This window comes from Synechocystis sp. FACHB-383 (assembly GCF_014698605.1).
In the GTDB taxonomy this organism is placed as follows: Bacteria; Cyanobacteriota; Cyanobacteriia; order Cyanobacteriales; family Microcystaceae; genus Synechocystis; species Synechocystis salina.
Genome location: NZ_JACJTJ010000023.1, coordinates 70,178 through 87,404 on the forward strand (window position 1 = coordinate 70,178; position 17,227 = coordinate 87,404).

Below are 17,227 nucleotides of genomic sequence, written 5' to 3' on the forward strand. Positions count from 1 at the left end.
TGACCCTTTTACCCTCCTTGCCATGACCGCCCCCTTTACCCCTACCGAAATCGCCGCCGAAGGTATAAAACCCGAGGAGTACCTGGATATTGTGCAACGGCTAGGTCGCCATCCTAACAAAGCTGAACTGGGCATGTTCGGTGTCATGTGGTCAGAACATTGTTGTTATAAAAATTCCCGGCCCCTACTGAGTAACTTTCCCACCGAAGGAGAACGGATTTTAGTAGGCCCTGGGGAAAATGCCGGCGTCGTGGATTTGGGGGATGGCTTGCAACTGGCTTTTAAAATCGAATCCCATAACCATCCCTCTGCAGTGGAACCATTCCAGGGAGCAGCCACCGGGGTGGGGGGTATTCTGCGGGACATTTTCACCATGGGAGCGAGGCCCATTGCCATTTTAAATTCCCTACGGTTCGGTAATTTGGACGATGCCAGAAATCGACGTATTTTCACCGGGGTAGTGGATGGCATCAGTCATTACGGTAATTGTGTTGGTGTGCCCACCGTAGGGGGAGAAATCTATTTTGATCCAGCCTATTCCGGTAATCCCTTAGTCAACGCCATGGCCTTGGGCTTGATGGAAACGGAAGAAATTGTCAAAGCCGGGGCTTCTGGGGTGGGCAATCCGGTTTTATATGTGGGTTCCACCACGGGGCGGGATGGCATGGGGGGAGCCAGTTTTGCCAGTGCTGAATTAACGGATCAGTCCATGGACGATCGCCCGGCGGTGCAAGTGGGGGATCCATTTTTGGAAAAATCCTTGATTGAAGCTTGTTTGGAAGCCTTTAAAAGTGGAGCAGTGGTGGCGGCCCAGGACATGGGGGCGGCTGGTATTACCTGTTCTACGGCGGAAATGGCGGCCAAGGGAGGGGTAGGCATCGAGCTGGATTTGGACAAAATTCCAGTGCGGGAAACGGGCATGGTGCCCTACGAATATCTCCTATCTGAATCCCAGGAGCGGATGTTATTTGTGGCCCAACCGGGAAGGGAGCAAGAATTAATTGATATTTTCCATCGTTGGGGTTTGCAGGCAGTGGTGGCCGGGCAAGTAATTGCTGACCCCATTGTGCGGATCTTTTTCCAGGGGGAAATTGCGGCGGAAATTCCGGCTACAGCCTTGGCCGATAACACCCCCATTTACCATCGTCAGTTGCTAGACCAGGCACCCGACTATGCCCAGAAAGCTTGGCAGTGGCGGGAAAATGATTTACCTCCAGTGGCGATCGCCGGGATTGCCATTGCCAACCAAAATCATAGTTGGAACCAGATTTTACTCACCCTATTGGATAGTCCCACCATTGCTTCCAAGCATTGGGTGTACCGTCAATACGACCATCAGGTCCAAAACAATACGGTCATAGTGCCTGGTGGGGCCGATGCGGCGGTGGTGCGGGTGCGGCCCCTGGATGCTAAACCGGAGGAATGTGTGATTGGGGTGGCGGCCACTACGGATTGTAATGCCCGTTACGTTTATCTCAATCCCCTTGAAGGAGCAAAGGCGGCGGTGGCAGAGGCAGCCCGCAATCTCAGTTGTGTGGGAGCAGAACCCCTGGCAGTGACAGATAATTTAAACTTTGGTAGCCCCGAAAATCCGGTGGGCTATTGGCAACTAGCCTTAGCTTGTGAAGGCATTGCGGAGGGCTGTCGGCAGTTGAACACTCCGGTAACCGGGGGTAATGTCAGCCTCTATAACGAAACGTTGGATTCTAACGGCAAACCTCAACCCATTTATCCTACGCCGGTCATTGGCATGGTGGGACGGGTGGAAAATATCAATCAAGTTGTGGGCCAAGGTTGGCGCAATCCAGGGGATAGCATTTACCTGTTAGGTAGTAATGAGGGCAATACCCTGGGGGGATCAGAATACTTAGCTGTTGTTCATCACACCGTTGCTGGTCAGCCGCCCCACGTAGATTTTGATTTGGAAAAAGCTGTGCAACAGGCCTGCCGCCACGGCATTGCCCAAGGATGGGTGAATGCGGCCCACGATTGTGCGGAAGGGGGTTTATCGGTAGCCTTAGCAGAAATGGCGATCGCCGCTCAGTTAGGAGCGAAAATTAATCTATCCAACGGGGATCGTAGACTAGATACCTTGTTGTTTGGAGAATCCGCCAGTCGCATTGTGGTGGCTGTGGCACCGGCAAGTCAGCCTGCCTGGGAAAACTATTTAGCGAGTCAGTCTTTACCCTGGCAATTATTGGGAGCGGTGGGTACGAATGACGGAAATTTAACCATAGTTAATGGCAAAAATACCTTAATTGACTTACCAGTTACCGCTCTGACAGAACCTTGGCAAACGGCGATCAGCCGACGGTTACAGTTTTAAATGTCAACAATGGAAAAACTCCATGAGTCCAACGGTTTTTAAAGAGGAGGGTTATCGTTTTTTCTTCTTTTCTCGTGAAGAAACTAGAATACATGTCCATATCTATTGCGAAAAGGGAGAAGCAAAGTTTTGGCTTGAACCTGAAATTGAGTTGGCAAAAAACTACAAATTATCTCGTTCGGAACTGAAAACCATCGAAAAAATTATTGAGGCCAGACAAGATGAGCCTAGGAACGCTTGGCAAAAACATTTCAAATCTTGAAGTTACCCATATTTCCAGCCACGGAATTTGGTTGCTGTTTGGGGATAATGAATTATTTTTGTCCTACGAGGATTTTCCTTGGTTTAAAGACGCCTCAGTAAAGCACATTCTTAACGTCACTGAGCCCACTGCCAATCATTTTTATTGGCCTGACCTAGATATAGATTTGACATTGGACATCATCAAGCATCCTGATCGTTTCCCATTAGCTTTTAATGAAGCCTGAATAACTGCCTGGTTTTGTAAAAGTCACTTCATGGCGATCGCCCGTCGTCTGAGCCAGTAAAACAAGGGAGATCAGTTGGGATCAGTCCTCCCTTTGGGGGCGAAAATGGTTGTAGCATGGGGAACAAGGGACCAGTCCGCTAGAAACACGCCCATGCTAGCCGTTAACGAAGACAACTTTGATAATCTCGTTCTTCAATGCCCAAAACCGATTTTGGTTTACTTTGGGGCTCCCTGGTGTGGGCTGTGTCACTTCGTCAAACCCCTACTCAATCACATCCATGGAGAATGGGGAGAACAACTCGTCTGTGTGGAGGTCAACGCCGACGTAAACCTGCATTTGGCCAACGCCTACCGCCTGAAAAATCTCCCCACCCTAATCCTGTTCAACCGTGGTCAGATTATCCAACGCTTAGAAGATTTTCGTGCTAGGGAAGACCTCCACCGTATTCGAGAGCAGATTGCCATTTCCATTTTCCCCCCCTAAAGCTGGCCAATGCTTGCCCTGGGTTAACGCTTGTCCAACAATGGAGGGGTTAACCATTGTGATCAATTTTGGACAAGGCTGGGGCAGTTATGGCTAATCAAGATTTAATTCCTGTAGTGGTGAACGGTGCGGCGGGAAAAATGGGTCGGGAAGTGATCAAAGCCGTGGCCCAGACCTCCGATCTCCAGTTGGTGGGAGCGGTGGACCACAATCCAGCTCTCCAGGGCCAAGACATTGGCGAAGTCGTAGGTATTGGGCCATTGGAAGTTCCTGTCCTAGCTGATCTCCAGAGTGTGTTGGTGTTGGCCACCCAGGAAAAAATCCAAGGGGTGATGGTGGATTTTACCCACCCCAGTGGCGTTTATGACAATGTTCGTTCGGCGATCGCCTATGGGGTCAGGCCCGTAGTCGGTACCACCGGATTGAGTGAACAACAAATCCAAGACCTGGGGGACTTTGCCGAAAAAGCTAGTACCGGTTGTTTAATTGCTCCCAACTTCGCCATCGGGGTCCTATTAATGCAACAGGCCGCTGTGCAAGCCTGCCAGTACTTCGACCATGTGGAAATCATTGAATTGCACCATAACCAGAAAGCCGATGCCCCCAGTGGCACTGCCATTAAAACGGCTCAAATGTTGGCGGAAATGGGCAAAACCTTTAACCCAGCGGCGGTGGAAGAAAAGGAAATCATTGCCGGGGCCAAAGGGGGACTAGGGCCAGGACAAATTCCCATCCACAGTATTCGTTTACCGGGGCTAATTGCCCACCAAGAAGTCCTATTCGGTTCCCCTGGGCAACTCTACACCATCCGCCACGACACCACTGACCGAGCATGTTATATGCCGGGAGTCCTTCTGGGCATTCGCAAAGTGGTAGAACTGAAGGGCTTAGTTTACGGTTTAGAAAAACTACTCTAGGGATCAATGGCACATCACCATACCGCAGAGGATGAAAGCAGGAAACCGAAACCCTCTGTAGCATAAGTTGAAAGCCCAATAAATTGAGCTAATTTAGAGACAACAGGTCAGGTTAATTTACTCAAATTTTGTAGGGAGAATCACCAATTTCAGTGTCAGGGTCAGGATCGAAAGTCAAGCAAATTATTCTTCCATCATCCATCAACAGTCTTCAGCCCATTAACAATTCGACCTTTAAATTATGCGATTAGTTATGCTCGGTGGCCCAGGGTCAGGGAAAAGTACCCAGTCAAATAACCTCAGCCAACAGCTTAATTTGCCCGTGATTTCCATGGGAGGTATTCTGCGTGAAGCCATTGCCAGCGCCACTCCCCTGGGGGTCAAGGCTAAACCCTATGTGGAAAAAGGAGACTTGTTGCCAGATCCGATAATGATCGAATTTATCCAACAGAGATTAGTGCAGGAAGATGGGGGTCAGGGCTGGATTTTGGAAGGTTATCCCCGCACCGCTTTCCAGGCAGAAGAACTGGATTTTTTACTTGAAGATCTGGGACAACCCTTGGATTGGGCCCTGTACCTAAAAATTGATGAAGCAACAATGGTGGAACGTTCCCTCAACCGTTCTTTGTTTGATGACCATCCCGAAGTTGTGAGCACTCGCATTGGCAGGTTCCACGAGTACACCATTCCCCTATTGGAATACTACGATGCGAAAAAAAAATTACTGACAGTGAATGCACACCCTGAGGTTGATCAAGTAACAAAGCTGATTTTGGCGCAATTTTAAGAGCCTGTTTTAAAAGTCTTCGTTTGTTACGCAAGCGCTCCATTATCGAGACCGTCAATGACCAACTCAAAAATATCTGCCAAATCCAACATTGCCCCTAGTTTTGTGGAATTTTTCCTAAAACCGACAAGCTTCCGGCAAAATTACCATGGCATCCCCGAACGAATAAAAACGGTATCCTTTGGCGATCGCCGTTTCGTAGATGGCCATTAACCGAGGGCGACCGATGAGGGCACTGACCAACATTAATAAGCTAGATTTGGGCAAGTGGAAGTTGGTAATTAATCCGTCCACCAAGCGCCATTGGTAACCAGGGTAAATAAATAAATCCGTCTGGCCCCGAAAGGGTTGCAGGGGTTGCTCGGGAAAATCACTTGCCTGGGCCATGCCTTCTAAACAGCGCACCACCGTGGTGCCCACCGCAAAAACTCTGCCCCCCTTTGCCCTAGTTTGTTCAATAGCTTGCACCGCCGTCGGGGGTACATCAATCCATTCCTGGTGCATAACATGGTCAAGGATATTTTCCGTTTCCACTGGGCGGAATGTACCAATGCCCACATGGAGGGTAACCTTGGTTGTCTGTACCCCTTGTTGAGCTAATTTTGCCAACAAATCCTCGGTGAAATGTAACCCCGCTGTGGGAGCCGCCACCGCCCCTAATTTTTCGGCATAGATGGTTTGGTATTGATCATCCGTAGCTTGGCGATCGCCAATATAGGGGGGGAAAGGAATTTCGCCATAGTCTGGCAACACATCCCAGAGTCGTTGTCCCGGCTCCAAGGCGAACTCCAATAACCGACCCCCGGTGGCCTCATCCCGTTGCAAAATGGTCGCCCAAAGATCGGGTTTATCGCCCTGCTGGGAGGGAAATTTAACTTTTGCTCCCAGTTTTAATCTTTTTCCCGGCTTAACTAGGGCAATCCATTGGTTTTCAGTACATTCTGTCAGCAGCAAAATTTCCACCGCTACACCATTTTCTTTATGGCCATGTAAGCGGGCGGGCATTACTTTGGTGTCATTAAGAACTAATAAATCCCCCGGTTTTAGATAATTGCCTAAATCGTAGAAATGGCCATGGTCCACCGTAAATTGATCTTTCACCGCTAACAAGCGGGAGTGGTCCCTGGGGACAGCGGGAGTTTGGGCAATGCATTGGGGAGGCAGTTGGTAATCGTAACTACTAAGGTGTTTATCCTGGTCCATGGATGGTCGAAACGTAAAAAACCTAAATGACAGAGACGGCAAAAAAATAAAGCCCGACAAGCTTTAACAATTATCCAAAAATTTAGGTCGAGCTGACGGAAACTTCAGTGGATTTTTCCACGGATTTTTCTGATAGCCCCCGCAGGCGATCGCTACTGGCCTTAATGACACTGGCCATGGGCACCGCCACCAACAAACCCAAAATCCCCCCTAATTTGCTGCCCACAAACAAGGAAACAATGATCCAAGCGGGATTTAAGCCGGTGCGGTTCCCCATTAAGCGGGGGGAAACAAAATTATCATTAATTTGCCCCACAATCACCGCTGCCAAGAGAATTTTTACCCCCAACCAAAAGTTTTCTAACATCAGCAAAAGACTAATGGTAATAATGCTTAAACCACTGGCAAAAGGAATCAACGTACTTAAACCGATGGTGATGGCAAAAAGGATGGCATAGGGAGCCTGGAGTAGGGTGAACACCACCATCTGCGCTGCGGTGAGAATGCCGGCTAAAATCGCTTGGGTGGCAAAATAGCCCTCGAAAGTTTCTCGAATCAGGTTTTGCAAGTCTCTCTGCCAAGGATGGGGAAACCAGCTAAAAATACCATCCCAAATTGTTTCTCCCCCGAGGACGAGGAAAATGGTCAGCACTAGTAAAATCAACCCGTTGATACCGGTACTGATGGTTACCCCCACCAGTCCCAACAGTTGATTACCAAAGGAGTTGAGAATGCGGCTCAACTTTTCAATTACCTGACTGATCAGGGGTTGGAGGTCCACCTGGAGGTTGGCGTAATGCTCATTTACCCAGGCTTGTAGTACTAGTAATTGGGCATTGCCGGAACGGAACCAACCAGGCAAGTTGTCCAGCAGTTGTCCTAATTGGTTGATCGCCAGGGGAATGACAATCAGGAGGAAAAGACTGATCACAATCAGGGCGATGAGGAGCACACTGGCCACGGCCCAGGGACGTTTTAAGCCTTTTTCCACCAAAATCCTGACGGGGATATCCAGCAAAAAAGCCAATAGGGCCGCCGCCACCAATAAACTACTGAGGGGTTGCAGAAAACCCATGGCTTTGTAGATTAACCAGCCGTTGAGGAAAAAGAGGGGAAATAATAAACTCAGCCGGAGCCAAGGAGGGGATTGTTTCAGTTCTTCCAACATGGCAAAGGGAATGGATGGACATCCAGGGCAACGCAATGTTCACCTACCTTAACCCAGCCTGGCCCCGCTGGCGATCGCCGATGGAAGCTCTGGTTGATCACCGCCAAGGCAAGGGCCTGTTGGCAAAGTTCTGGTTTGCCCCCTCAATTGACCCATAAAACTCAGGCAATAAGGGAGGACTTTTCTCTAGTTTCACTTCCAACATGGGGGAACCAGGGAAAGTTTTAAACACACTCTACGAATTTCGCCAATGGGAAAAACTTGGCGAAATTGTGGCTAATTTTCCGCCAAAAACCGTTGATAACTTTCACTTAGTTCTTTGACCGCCACTTCATAAAACCGTTGGCCGTGTTCTGGGGTAGCAAGGGCAGGATTGGAACCCATGCGGCCGTCGGAGTAATGCTCCCGGAAATCTTGGGCACTGTAAATACTATGACCCGAGGCAACTTCCGGATTTAGCGGCGCTGTTTTAATCGCTTCGGGATAAACAAATTGGGTCAGGGCCACTTCGCTGGGGGTGGCGTGGTGGCCTTCTTGGTCACCGTAGAGTTCCTTGGCTAACTGATAAACTCCCCTGGCCATGAACCAATTACCCAGGTGACAACGGACATTTTGGCTATGGCCGAGGCTGCCCAAATGGTGATAGGCTTCGGAAAAAGCGGCTTTGAGGGTGGCAATGTTACCGCCATGGCCATTGATGAAGTAAAAACGGTTAAAACCGGCAGGGGCTAAACTGCTGACGTAATCGACGATCACCCGGATCAGGGTACTGGGGCGCAGGCTAACACTGCCAGGAAAAGCCAGGTGATGCAAAGCCATGCCCACATTAATGGTTGGTCCCACCATGGCTCCAGTGGCTTCCCCTACCCCCTTGGCGATCGCCTCGGCACAGATGGCATCGGTACCAATCAGACCTATAGGACCGTGTTGTTCGGTGGAACCAATGGGGAAAATAATGCCAGGGGAGGATTGTAAATAGCTTTCGACTTCGGGCCAGGTGGAGAGTTGTAATTGCATGGTGGGCTTGGGCAAAATGGGCTAACTAGTTCCATCTACCTTAAAACAGGTTCGGAAAAAATAGTCTTACCATTCTTTGTTACCCGCAACTGTTGCCGGTTTACCCAATAGGTGTAAGCCCCGTTGGTGGCGTAGTAGGTGCCGCCATCGGTTCTGAGCACATCCATTACATTAATTTGGTCGCCGTTGTTTTTATTCACACCCCGGTAGAAAAATTGTCCGTCGTAGGTTTGGCAGATATAGGCTAGATAGGTTTTGGTTTCATAGGCTTCCACCACTTCGGCCCTGGGACAACCCCGAATAATTTCCGCCAGTAAAAATGGAGCAGGCAATGGGGCCAACTCGTTCAGGGGAGGTGCGCTGTAGACCTTCAGTGGAGCTAATGCCAGCGCCGCAATTCCCAGCGTACAAACTCCAAGCCATCGACAACGGCACCAAAGGTTTGCCCAGACCATAGCCATGTCCTCAACTGTGCAACAACTGAGTCCAGGCTATCAAAAAATCCCTGGCCAATACGATTTAAACTTTAGTTCCCTAAAGCAACCACCAAATGGCGATCGCCATCTAAGCTCACTTTCCCCTGGGCCTGGAATTCTCCCAGCAGACGGGTGACTGTTACCCTGGTGGTGCCAATGGCATTGGCCAACATTTGATGGGTGAGCCGCACCGATAAACGCAAACCTCCGGTTGCTGGTTGCCCCAACTCCTGGCCCAACAGATTCAACAATCCTTGCAGGCGTTCATCCACCCTTTTATAACCGGCGATCGCCAGTAGAGCTTCTCTTTGTCTTACCTGTTGTAGGGTCTGGTCCAGCACCAGGCGACATAACTTGGCATTGTTGGTAATCATCTGGAGGGAATAGCCCCGCAGATACACATCCGTCAAAGCGCGAATCTGGTAAGTTTCCCGTTGATTGGCACTGAAATCCAAGCCCACGAAGCTACCGGGCTGGGCCCAACCCATCAGCACCTCGTCGCCCCCCAGGGTCCATTGACTAACCTGTAAAACCCCCCGATAAATTTGCCAACAACCTTGGTCTTTGGGCGGCACAATATCACCCCTTTCATAGAACTGTAGGGGCTGGGAGTCTAACCCTACCAAAGCATTCAAACCATCGGCGATTGGGGAACTGTTCACAAACATAAAACTCAAGCAACCCTCAAAAATCAATCCAGGCGATCGGTCTTAGTCCCCATTGGTCAAGCATCTTGTTGGCGCTACCAAAGCATTACTCCCATTGGGCTAGACCCCCCCAAAAGTCAGCATAACCTTTCCCCGCAATTCCCAGGTAAAGACAAAGTTAACAACCGGAAATATCCACTTCCTAGGACTGGGCCGCGCAGACCGCCGCTCCGATCAGACCCACCTTGGGGTTGAGTACTACTTTGACGGGAATTGTCCCCATTAAGCTTTGCATCCTGCCTTTGTCGCTAAAGCCTTGCATAAAACTGCCCTTTTCCAGTAGAGAGATAATTTTGGGGGCAATGCCACCGGCAACATAAAGTCCGCCTCGGGGTAGGAATTTGAGGGCAAGATTCCCGGCTTCGGCGCCATAGGAACCAAGAAAAAGCTCCATGGCCTGGCTGGCTAAATTGTCTGTGCCTTCTAAGGCTGCTTGGGATACGACCGCCGCTAAATCGACGGTTTTGGCTTCTTGATCCTTTTCCTGATGCCAGGTTTGGAACAGTTTGTTGAATTGGGCTGATTCCTGCTCTGGGTATTGGTGCCGCAAAAATTCATAAATCACGGCGATGCCCATGCCCGATACCACCCGTTCAATGGAAACCCGCGACAGGGCATACTGCTGTTTAAGATACTCCAACAATTGCCACTCCAACGGCGATCGGGGGGCAAAATCGCCATGGGCTCCTTCGGAGGCAAAAACTCGATAGCGTCCTTGACCCTGGGAAATAACGTAGCATTGTCCCAAGCCGGTGCCCGCTCCCAAGATGGCAATCGCTCCTGACGGATCCACCGGAGCGGACTGGAGTACGGTTAAATCCTCTGACCCTAGCCCTAAAATGCCGTAGCCCACAGCGGCAAAGTCATTGATGAGGTCAACCTGGGCAATGGCCAACTCCTGGGCCAGGCGATCGCCGCTGAGGTGCCAATCTAAATTGGTGAGGCGACAGGTGTTATCGACTACAGGGCCGGCAATGGCAAAACAAGCTTTAGCAACGGAGACCGGATTACCCAGCACAAAGGCTGCTTCTTGGCGGAATTGTTGCACCATGGGCACCAGATCGGAAAAAGCTGGACTACTGTAGGTTTGTTCAAACAGGATCGCGGGCTGACCCAATCCAGGACTGTCATCCTTCACCGTCACCAGGGCCAGAATAGTTTTAGTGCCACCAATATCCCCTGCCAAAAAATTTACGCCCATGACGCCCATGGCCCCAAAGCCATCAAAAAATTACACAAAACACGGTCTTTTAGCAGTTTAGGCTACGGGGGAAATGGTCACCAAATAAAAAGCCAAAATTCTCCCATTTCAGCAAGGTTTAGCAACGTTAGCAGTGCAGTTCTTCCCCCTGGGTCAGAGGAAATTAACCGTTAAATGGGTTAGGATCAAGGCTGTTTTCCCTTTAGGTTCCGTCCATGGCCGCCCCCAGCGTCAAGCAGTTACTTCGTTATTTAACTCCCCATTGGCGGGCGATCGGAGCTGGAACTTTTGCCCTGTTTTTGGCCAATGCCCTGGGAGTTTATATTCCTCTTTTGATGCGGGATAGCATTGATGATTTAATGCCCCCGTTTGAAGCGTCGGACGTGGCCCGCATTGTGGTGCTGATTGTCATTTTGGCTTCCCTGATGTGGTTTATTCGCATGGCCTCCCGCATTTTTATTTTTGGGGTGGGGAGACAGGTGGAATATGAGCTCAAACAGAAAATTTTTGACCATTTGCTCAGGCTAGAACCCCTTTATTTTACTGAAAATACCATTGGGGACTTGATTAACCGGGCCACCAGCGATGTGGACAATATTCGCCGTTTGGTAGGTTTTGCAGTGTTGAGTTTGATTAACACCATCTTTGCCTATGCCCTGACTATCCCGGCCATGTTTGCCCTCCACATTCCCCTCACTTTGTTAGCCATTTCCGTTTATCCATTGATGCTGATGAGTGTTAATCTTTTCAGCGGTAAGTTACGGGATTATCAACTAGAGGTGCAGGAAGAGTTATCCGCCCTGAGTGAACTGGTGCAAGAGGACATGAGTGGCATCAGTTTAATCAAAATTTATTCTCAGGAAGATAACGAACGGCAGGCTTTTCAGACAAGAAACCAAAAATTGCTCCAGGCGAACTTGAAGCTGGCCCGCATTAGAAATTTTCTCTTTCCCCTCATTGAAGGTCTGGCTTACCTGAGCTTGCTCATTTTGCTGGCCTTTGGCACAGGTTTAATTCAAGATGGCAGCATCACCATTGGGGATTTCATTGCCCTAATCATTTTAGTGGAACGGTTGGTATTTCCCACTGCTCTGCTGGGTTTTACCATCACCGCCTATCAACGGGGAGAAGTGAGCATTCAACGGGTGGAAGCTATTTTCCACACCACCCCGAAAATTTTAACTGTGCCCCAACCTTTACCCTTTAGTCCGGCTCGGGCAACGGGAAAAATTACTGCCCGCGGGCTGAGTTATTGCTACCCCGGCAGCGACCTACCGGCCCTGGAGAAGGTGGATTTCACTGTTTACCCCGGGGAAATGGTAGCCATTGTGGGGCCCATCGGTTCCGGTAAATCTACCCTGGTTAATGCCTTACCCCGTTTGCTAGATATTGCTCCTGGGCAGGTGTTCATTGATGACTACGACATCACCCAAATTGCCCTCAGCAATCTACGGTCGGCGATCGCCTTTGTGCCCCAGGACAGCTTTTTGTTCAGCACCACCATTGCCGAAAATATAGCCTACAGTGATCCGAGTCAAACCGACACGGCGATCGAGCAGGCGGCCCAACAGGCCCATTTAGACCAGGAAATTGCTAATTTTCCCCAGCATTACCAAACCCTAGTGGGGGAAAGGGGCATTACCCTATCCGGTGGGCAAAGACAACGGGCTGCTTTGGCTAGAGCTTTGATTCTCGATGCACCCCTGCTGGTGCTAGACGACGCCCTTTCCAGCGTGGATAACCAGACCGCTACCCGCATTTTGCATTATTTAGCCCGCCGCAACAACACAGTGCTATTTGTTTCCCACCAACTTTCTGCCGCCGCCCAGGCTGACCGCATTTTTGTCATGGACCATGGCCACATTGTCCAAACCGGCACCCATGAAGAACTACTGCAGGAGTCAGGACTTTATCAATCCCTTTGGCAACAACATGAGTTAGAAAAGGTTTTAAGTTGATTTCGTCCTCGCAATAACTCCTTTTACTGGAAAATTAGTTAAGTTTTAAGTCCATCTCCAACCCATGCGTGAACTGCTCTACTGTGAAGTCCCCACCCCTGCCACCGCCGAAGTTGTTGCTTGGCTCCAGGGAATTTGGTCGCCCTTAGTGGGGCAAAAGTTGCCCACTCAACAGGGTTTAAGACTCAGGGGATCCTCCGGCCAAAGCAGTGAACTATCGATCTTTGTTTGGTCTTTACAAAGAACCACCTATCTTAAATGTGTGCGTTGGGGTGACACCAGCTTCCCCCAAGAAACGGCGATCGCCAAGGAATTACGGCGGGCATTAGAACAAAAGTTTCCTCCTACCTATCCGGCCCCACCGGCGATCAATCTGGAGCGGCAAAATATTTTCCAGGCATTGCAAGACCGATATCCTGAAACAGTTAAATTCTTCCAGAAATTTCCCCAGGGGGAATATGACCTCAAACGGGTTTACTGGTGGGAACAACGGTGGCGGGAAAATGTGGCCAATCCCCAAACACCCAAGCAAGTGATCAGTCAAACTCCTACAGCGAAGGCGTTAGACCCTGCAACCCCTGAGTTTGACCTAATTTACCTGGGCGGGGCCCTGGGCTCAGTCCATGCGGCGGTGATGGCTCAATTAGGTTATCGAGTGCTGCTCATTGAACGATTGCCCTTTGGCCGCATGAATCGGGAATGGAATATTTCTCGGGATGAATTTCAGCGGTTAATTGACTTAAATTTATTCACTCCAGAGGAATTTGAAAGCGTCATTGCCCGAGAATATCTAGATGGGTTTAATAAATTTTTTGACGCCTATAATCCCCCCCATCTCAAAGCCAATGTGCTCCACACTCCCACTGTGTTAAACATTGCCCTAGATTCGGCTAAATTTTTGGCAATCTGTGGAGAAAAACTCCAAGAAGCGGGAGGGACTATTTGGGACGAAACTGAATTTATAGACGCCACCATTGACCCGAAAAAAGTAGTAGTCCATTGTCTGAACCTGCAAAATAATCAAACACAACTAGCCCAAGCCAGATTGTTGGTGGATGCCATGGGCACCGCTTCCCCCATTGCTTGGCAACTAAATGGCGGTAAAACCTTTAACAGTGTGTGTCCCACCGTGGGGGCCGTGGTGGAAGGCATTGATCCGGTGGTTTGGGACAATGCCTATGGTGATGTGCTCAATTCCCATGGGGATATTTCCCGGGGTAGGCAATTAATTTGGGAATTGTTCCCCGGAGCAGGGGATGAAATGACCATTTATCTTTTCCATTACCATCAAGTTAACCAAAAAAATCCAGGCTCATTGTTGGAAATGTACGAAGACTTTTTCAGCATTTTGCCGGAATATCGTCGCTGTAATCTAGAAAAGTTAACTTGGAAAAAAGCGACTTTCGGTTATATTCCTGGTCACTTTAGCACCAGCGCCCAAGACCGCACCATTGCCCTAGACCGATTAGTGGCGATCGGGGATGCCGCTTCCCTGCAATCTCCTTTGGTATTCACTGGGTTTGGTTCTCTGGTAAGGAACCTAGCAAAATTGACAGACTTGTTGCACACGGCTTTGCAGTATGACCTGATCCAAGCAAAGCAATTAAATCAAATTCGAGCCTACCAAAGTAATATTGCTGTGACTTGGATGTTTTCCAAGGGGATGATGGTGCCGACGGGCAAACAGTTGCCGCCCCAACAGGTTAACGCCATGCTCAATACTTTCTTTGGCCTATTGGCAGATTCTCCCCCCACGGTGGCGGAAACTTTCATTAAAGACCGCACCACTTGGTTGTTATTTTCCCGCTTAGCATTAAAAGCGGCTCGTAAAAATCCCCAACTATTGTTTTGGATTTGGCAGATGGCTGGTACCACGGATTTATTAAAATGGCTGTTAGTTTATTTTGACTTTTCCCGTCAGGCTTTGCTCAATGCTTTGTTCCGCTTTTGGTATCCCCAGTGGCTAATTAATTCCCGCACTTGGTTGGAAAAGCTTTCTCCCCAACTATGGTTTTCTCTGTTGTGTTTCGGTTATCAAATTCAACCAAAATTAGCTCAACAATCTAAGTAGATTAGTGTGACATTAAGGAAAAAATGTTTGCTCCAGCACATTCACCAGGGCAGACATTGCTGTTAATCTAATTATGGGAATGTGTCCAGCACCAAAGTTCTCAAAACGCTAGGCTAGGCCCATGGCGATCGCCTGAGAGAGTTGAATTGACAATGACCTTTGACCGACGGACATTTTTACGTAGCGGCATCGCCCTGGGGCTTGGTTCCTGGGCCTGGGGATGGTCCGGCAGAACCATGGGCCAATCCCTAGCATCTAACACAAATCAAAAGTGGGCCCTACTGTTGGCGGCGGGGCAGGGTGATGGATCTACCGGCGATCGCCGAGGATTGATGGGGTGCAGTACCGATAGGCAATTGCTAGGGGAGGTACTGAGGGGACGTTACGGCTTTGAGACTGCCAAAGTAGCCGGCCTAGACCCCCAAGCCATGGCGTTGCCAGCCCTGGAAACTTTGTTTGACAATCATCTGCGGCAACAGGTGCAAAAAGGCGATCCAGTGGTGGTGGCATTTAGTGGTTACGGCAGTTATAATCCGCCGGCGGCCATGACCCCCAACCCCACCTGGGAGCAGGCTTTGCCCTATTTGGGGCTATTTTTAAGCGGAGAAAAGGAAAATAATCTTCTGCCCCTCACTACCCTAGTCAATTGGTTGCAATCCCTTAAAACCAAACAAATCTATCTTGTGCTCGACTGTGGTTTTAGCACTGGGGCGAAGGAGTTTGAAGGGAATTTGCGGGGTCGTAGTGGGGGCCGGGGAGGGCCGATGCCTCCGGAGGTCAATGCGAGTAATCCCCCAGCCAAAGCAAGCTTGGGCAATATCACCCTAATGAGCGCCACTGGCCCTGGACAAACTGCGGTGGAAGTTCAATTGGGCAAACAGTCAGCGGGACTATTCACCTTGGCCCTAACCCAGAGTCTTTGGGAAAACAACTCCGCCAGCGCGATGGCCAGCCTTTGGGACCATAGCCGCAATTTACTGGTTCCCCGTTTAGGTGCAGAACAAATTCCCCAATGGCGATCGCCGAATAATTCTCCGGATTTCTTAGCTCCCACAACCCTGGGAATGGGGGGAGAGGGCATGGTAACGGGCTTAGTCGGCGGCAATTCTCTCCAAGGCCAAATTGTGGCCCTGGCTCCCTTGGTGCAAAAGCGGGCCCTGGTGCATTCCTGTTATTTAACGGTTCCAACCATGGGGGCGGGAAATGACCTTAACCCAACGGATAATCCCGATCGCCCGGACAATACCCTCTGGCAAGTGCAAAACGTCAAAGGACAAAGCGCTACCTTAACGGCGATCGCCACCACGGCATCAACCAAGGCGGAGTCAGCACCAACCTCAACGGCAGCCAATGACGAAGAAGCCGAAAAAGAAACTCTGGTGGGCAGTGGCCTGCGGGAAATGTACCGAGCCATTCCCAAAACCCTCGCCTTAACCGTCGCCCTAGCCCATGACCTGGAGCGCATTGAGCGGGTGGATGCCACCAGTGCCTTTGGGGCGATCGCCGCCGTGGAAGCAGTGATTAATGCCGGCGATGGCAGTGCGGATTGTGTGTTTGGCAAGCTAGAAACCCATCGCTACAGCCTATTTACGGAGGGGGGAAATCCCCTGCAACCCCTGACCAAGTCCGAGTCTAGCGGGGCAGTGAAAACTGTCATTAGTGCCCTGGACCCCTGCTTGAACCGTTTGCTTGCCTTGAAGTGGCTGACCCTGCTGGCCAACGGAGATAGTACCCAACTGGGGGCCGCCCTCAAATTGGTGCAACAAACCAGCGGGGATAACCCCCTGCCCCGTTTGACCTACCAATGGCGATCGGCCCGTCACCCCCATCCCCCCCAGGACAACAGCACCGGCAATGGGGCCAATGGCGTTCCCAATGCCCCCCCCAGCTTTCTACCCACCGTGGCTACGAACCAAGCTTTACAGTGTGAATTGGAAAACTTTAGCCAGGAACCCCTCTACGGTTGTTTAATTGGAGTCAATAATCGTGGTCTGAGTGTGGCGGCCATTCTCCATCCAGACCTAAAGTTATTGCAGGGCAAAGAACAACTCATCTGGCCCAGTCCAGACGATCCCCTCTGGATTATTGGGGGAGATAAGGCGATCGCCCATTGGTTTTTAATCCTTTCCCGTTTTCCCTTGCCCGCCACCGCCACTGCCCTGGGACAACAAATCACCGGCAACAACTCCACCAATCCCCCTAGCCTAGAAAACAATCCCCCCCGGGTGCTGGCGTTGAAAAATTTGCTCCCTGTAGTCCTAGCCCTGGTGCAGGACCTAACCGCCCACGGAGTAACGGTGGCCCCAGTCCCCGACGACATGGTATTGCTATCCACCGCCGATTGGTTAAGTTTGCCCATTATGTATCAAGTCATTTAGAAAAGCCCGCAATCTAGGGATTCCTTGTTAGGATGTTAGACGTT

The 17,227-nt window shown here is 50.2% G+C and carries 17 protein-coding genes and 1 pseudogene; 11 read left to right on the forward strand and 7 right to left on the reverse strand.

The annotated features are described in order from the left end of the window. Positions 1-22: 22 nt before the first annotated feature. The 7 genes and pseudogenes from purL to H6G45_RS05440 all read left to right on the forward strand — a co-directional run. Complete coding sequence (gene purL / locus H6G45_RS05410) at positions 23-2,326, forward strand: phosphoribosylformylglycinamidine synthase subunit PurL (protein WP_190597340.1); 2,304 nt, start codon at positions 23-25, stop codon at positions 2,324-2,326. Between the two features lie 22 nt (positions 2,327-2,348). Beyond that, positions 2,349-2,588, forward strand: a complete 240-nt coding sequence (locus tag H6G45_RS05415; RefSeq protein ID WP_190597343.1) for a DUF4160 domain-containing protein — start codon at positions 2,349-2,351, stop codon at positions 2,586-2,588. Further along, the gene (locus H6G45_RS05420; protein WP_190597345.1) at positions 2,548-2,814 is read left to right on the forward strand and encodes a DUF2442 domain-containing protein; all 267 of its coding nucleotides are present in this window, start codon (positions 2,548-2,550) and stop codon (positions 2,812-2,814) included. Before H6G45_RS05415 ends, H6G45_RS05420 begins: the two co-directional genes overlap by 41 nt. 153 nt (positions 2,815-2,967) lie before the next feature. Beyond that, positions 2,968-3,300 (forward strand): thioredoxin family protein, encoded by a 333-nt coding sequence (locus H6G45_RS05425; RefSeq protein WP_228017028.1) that lies wholly within the window; start codon positions 2,968-2,970, stop codon positions 3,298-3,300. An 89-nt stretch (positions 3,301-3,389) separates the two neighbouring features. Continuing rightward, on the forward strand, positions 3,390-4,217 hold the full coding sequence (gene dapB / locus H6G45_RS05430) for a 4-hydroxy-tetrahydrodipicolinate reductase (RefSeq protein WP_190597348.1): 828 nt from the start codon (positions 3,390-3,392) through the stop codon (positions 4,215-4,217). Positions 4,218-4,458: 241 nt separating this feature from the next. Further along, positions 4,459-5,004 carry a nucleoside monophosphate kinase gene (locus H6G45_RS05435; protein ID WP_190597350.1) on the forward strand — a complete coding sequence of 182 codons (546 nt, stop codon included), beginning with the start codon at positions 4,459-4,461 and terminating at the stop codon, positions 5,002-5,004. Between the two features lie 23 nt (positions 5,005-5,027). Then, positions 5,028-5,096, forward strand: a pseudogene (locus tag H6G45_RS05440) (transposase); the annotation flags it as partial. A 25-nt stretch (positions 5,097-5,121) separates the two neighbouring features. Here H6G45_RS05440 and queA read toward each other — a convergent pair. Then, the gene (queA, locus tag H6G45_RS05445) at positions 5,122-6,207 is read right to left on the reverse strand and encodes a tRNA preQ1(34) S-adenosylmethionine ribosyltransferase-isomerase QueA (protein ID WP_190597352.1); all 1,086 of its coding nucleotides are present in this window, start codon (positions 6,205-6,207) and stop codon (positions 5,122-5,124) included. A gap of 82 nt (positions 6,208-6,289) precedes the next feature. Further along, positions 6,290-7,375 (reverse strand): AI-2E family transporter, encoded by a 1,086-nt coding sequence (locus tag H6G45_RS05450; protein ID WP_190597396.1) that lies wholly within the window; start codon positions 7,373-7,375, stop codon positions 6,290-6,292. Between the two features lie 35 nt (positions 7,376-7,410). On the opposite strand from H6G45_RS05450, the gene H6G45_RS19790 reads away from it, so the two are divergent. Next, entirely contained in the window at positions 7,411-7,533 is a 123-nt protein-coding gene (locus H6G45_RS19790) for a hypothetical protein (RefSeq protein ID WP_277922706.1), read from the forward strand. Positions 7,534-7,651: 118 nt separating this feature from the next. Here the strand turns inward: H6G45_RS19790 and H6G45_RS05455 are convergent, their stop codons facing one another. The 4 genes from H6G45_RS05455 to glk form a co-directional block, all read right to left on the reverse strand. Further along, positions 7,652-8,392, reverse strand: a complete 741-nt coding sequence (locus tag H6G45_RS05455) for a creatininase family protein (RefSeq protein WP_190597354.1) — start codon at positions 8,390-8,392, stop codon at positions 7,652-7,654. 35 nt (positions 8,393-8,427) lie between these two features. Continuing rightward, entirely contained in the window at positions 8,428-8,847 is a 420-nt protein-coding gene (locus H6G45_RS05460; RefSeq protein WP_190597356.1) for a hypothetical protein, read from the reverse strand. Positions 8,848-8,918: 71 nt separating this feature from the next. Next, entirely contained in the window at positions 8,919-9,536 is a 618-nt protein-coding gene (locus H6G45_RS05465) for a Crp/Fnr family transcriptional regulator (RefSeq protein WP_190597359.1), read from the reverse strand. Positions 9,537-9,717: 181 nt separating this feature from the next. Next, complete coding sequence (gene glk, locus H6G45_RS05470; protein ID WP_190597361.1) at positions 9,718-10,785, reverse strand: glucokinase; 1,068 nt, start codon at positions 10,783-10,785, stop codon at positions 9,718-9,720. A gap of 206 nt (positions 10,786-10,991) precedes the next feature. Here glk and H6G45_RS05475 point away from each other — a divergent pair, with 206 nt between their 5' ends. Continuing rightward, positions 10,992-12,734 (forward strand): ABC transporter ATP-binding protein, encoded by a 1,743-nt coding sequence (locus H6G45_RS05475; RefSeq protein WP_190597363.1) that lies wholly within the window; start codon positions 10,992-10,994, stop codon positions 12,732-12,734. Positions 12,735-12,798: 64 nt separating this feature from the next. Further along, positions 12,799-14,805: a flavin-dependent dehydrogenase gene (locus tag H6G45_RS05480; protein ID WP_190597365.1), complete on the forward strand. Its 2,007-nt coding sequence runs from the start codon at positions 12,799-12,801 to the stop codon at positions 14,803-14,805. A gap of 100 nt (positions 14,806-14,905) precedes the next feature. Here H6G45_RS05480 and H6G45_RS19465 read toward each other — a convergent pair whose 3' ends face one another. Beyond that, positions 14,906-15,043: a hypothetical protein gene (locus H6G45_RS19465; RefSeq protein WP_228023968.1), complete on the reverse strand. Its 138-nt coding sequence runs from the start codon at positions 15,041-15,043 to the stop codon at positions 14,906-14,908. On the opposite strand from H6G45_RS19465, the gene H6G45_RS05485 reads away from it, so the two are divergent. Then, on the forward strand, positions 15,042-17,183 hold the full coding sequence (locus H6G45_RS05485; protein ID WP_242018061.1) for a caspase family protein: 2,142 nt from the start codon (positions 15,042-15,044) through the stop codon (positions 17,181-17,183). The two genes, H6G45_RS19465 and H6G45_RS05485, sit on opposite strands and share 2 nt — an antisense overlap. Positions 17,184-17,227 lie beyond the last annotated feature (44 nt).